The sequence below is a fragment of the Clostridia bacterium genome, assembly GCA_012841935.1.
Lineage (GTDB): Bacteria > Bacillota > Peptococcia > DRI-13 > DTU073 > DUTS01.
This window is the reverse complement of sequence record DUTS01000077.1, coordinates 1-2,644: the sequence shown is the minus strand read 5'-3', so window position 1 is coordinate 2,644 and position 2,644 is coordinate 1. Positions and strand designations below refer to the sequence as shown.

At 37.0% G+C, this 2,644-nt stretch carries 2 protein-coding genes; both read left to right on the top strand.

Annotated elements, in window-relative coordinates; all coding sequences use genetic code 11:
- Nucleotides 1-31: 31 nt before the first annotated feature.
- Complete coding sequence (locus tag GX687_04610; protein ID HHX96727.1) at nt 32-757, top strand: hypothetical protein; 726 nt, start codon at nt 32-34, stop codon at nt 755-757.
- A gap of 21 nt (nt 758-778) precedes the next feature.
- A complete protein-coding gene (locus GX687_04605) occupies nt 779-2,638 on the top strand; it encodes a polysaccharide biosynthesis protein (protein HHX96726.1) in 1,860 nt (619 codons plus the stop codon).
- Nucleotides 2,639-2,644 lie beyond the last annotated feature (6 nt).

Here is a 2,644-nt window from a genome sequence, read left to right as displayed (position 1 = left end):
GCCGATGAATAGATTTTTATTTGGTGTCCTATTGGGATTTACGGGGTATTTAGTTTTTAAATATTGTGCCTTTTGCCGTAAAAGAGCCATTGTTTTAAAAGATGATCCCGTTGTTTTAAAAACAAGTGACCCGATCTTGGATGAAATGATTGTTTATCTTCTGCAAAAAATGGGGGAAAAACGTGTTTTACCTCAAGGTATTTATCAAGTGCCGGAAAGTATTCAGGCTGCATTGAAAAAGGACCGTTTCTGTCTGCCTGTTTTACAAAAACTAGCTGACAGTATTGTCAGCCATACAGGTGCCCATAATGCTGTAGAAGTGATTATTAAGGATTCTTTTAAAGGTAATGATATTTCCGGAGCTTATGAAGTGCACGGTAAAGCTAATTGGCAGGTGCATTTATTCCGTGATAATACTTATAGTGTGGCTCAGGTTATAGCTGTCTTGATACATGAATGTGTACATAATTTTTTATATTATTATGATTTGGAGGTTTATCCCGAAATTAAAAACGAGGTACTTACTGATGTGGCAGCAGTGTTTTTGGGTTTTGGGGAATTACTCTGTCAGGGCTATAAACCAATTAAAGAAATTACTAAATCTTATTTGGAAGATGGGGAATTAAAATTTAGGGTTTTACGCTGGAAAGTCGGTTATTTAAATTTGAATGAAATTATTTATTTGCAAAACAAGTATGAAGCTTATACTGAAAAGTATACTTGGACAGATATGATCTATGGTTTAAAATTGTTATAATGGTTAAGGAAGTGAATCTTGATGCAAAAAAATAGGTTTTGGTTTTTAAAAAAGAAATGGTTTGTTTTTTTACTACTAGATATAATCACGGGTTTAGCGGCCTTTTATGGTGCCTATTATTTGCGTTTTGAAGGACAGATCCCGGCTTTGTCATACATAGGTTTTCGTCAGCTATGGTATTGGTATCTAGGCTGTAAATTATTAGTCTTTTATTTCGGAGGTATTTATGAACGTATCTGGCGTTTTGCCCGTGTAGAAGATTTGTTGGTCTTAATTGGTTCTTTGGTGATTGCTTCTTTTAGTTTAGTTTCTATCAGTTATTTTTTAAGTATCGCGGTTCCCCGCAGTATTTTTATTTTAACTGGTTTATTGGATGTTTGTTTATCAGGGGGAATTAGGGTTATTCCTAAATTCTATAAAGAACATGGTTTTAGTTTTTATTATCCTGCTGATGCCCGCCGGGTTTTAATAATTGGGGCTGGTGATGCCGGGGTATTGGTTGTAAAAGAATTATTAAGACAAGAAAATCCGGAACGTTATCCACTCGGTTTTTTAGATGATGATCCGGTGAAAGCCAAAACTAAAATAATGGGTTTTGCGGTTTTGGGTACCTGTGCTGATTTAGCTGAGGTGGTGCGGGAATACAAGGTTGATGAAGTGTTAATAGCCATGCCGACAGCACCAGGGGAAGTAATTAAGGAAATTGCGGAGATTTGTCGAAAAATAAAGGTACCAGTACATACCTTACCAAGAATTTATGATTTACTTAATGGTGAAATTACGGTAGATTTAATTAGAGAAATTAAAGTAGAAGATTTGTTGGGACGAGCCCCGGTACAATTAGATATAGAAGTTTTGCAGGATTTTTTTCAAGCAAAAAAAATAGTGGTAACTGGTGCGGGAGGTTCTATTGGTTCCGAACTTTGTCGGCAATTATGTCCTCTTAAGCCGCGGGAATTAATTTTGTTGGGTCATGATGAAAATCCACTTTTTGAAATTAAATGGGAATTGGCAGCTAAATTCCCCGGGATAATAATTACTCCAATTATTGCCGACATTAAAGATTTGGTCAGAATTAGGGCGGTATTTCAAGAAAAAAAGCCGGCTATTGTTTTTCATGCAGCTGCCCATAAACATGTGCCTTTAATGGAAGCCAATCCGGGGGAGGCCTTTAAAAATAATGTTTGGGGAACGAAAAATGTTTGTGCAGCAGCGATAGAGGCTGGAGTGGAAAGTTTTGTTTTTATTTCCACAGATAAGGCGGTAAATCCTGTAAGTGTAATGGGAGCAACTAAACGAATTGCAGAAATTATAATTCAGGATTATAATGCAGTCGGTACCACTAAATTTGCTGCGGTGCGTTTTGGTAATGTTTTAGGAAGTAGAGGTAGTGTGATCCCTATTTTTCAGGAACAAATTAGGCGTGGGGGCCCCATAACGGTTACTGATCCACAAATGGAACGTTTTTTTATGACGCCCACTGAAGCTGCTCAATTAGTTTTACAAGCAGCTGGAATGGCCCATGGAGGAGAGATTTTTATCTTGGATATGGGTGAAGCAGTAAAAATAGTAGATTTAGCTAAGGATTTAATTCGTCTTTCTGGTTTAGAACCAGAAGAGGATATTAAAATTGAGTTTACCGGGATTAGACCTGGGGAAAAAATGTTTGAGGAAATTTTAACTAAAGCTGAAGGGGTTACTGCTACTAAACATCAGCGTATTTTTGTAGCACAAAAGCAGCAGTTTTGTCGACAAAAAATGCAGCAATTTTATGAGCACTGGATGCAGGCTTGTCCCCCAACTCGTGAAACTATTTTCAATCTCTTAGGGGAACTAGAAAAGAGCCGGATTAGTACAATGGAGGAAGCAGATGTTTCTTAAGAAAAG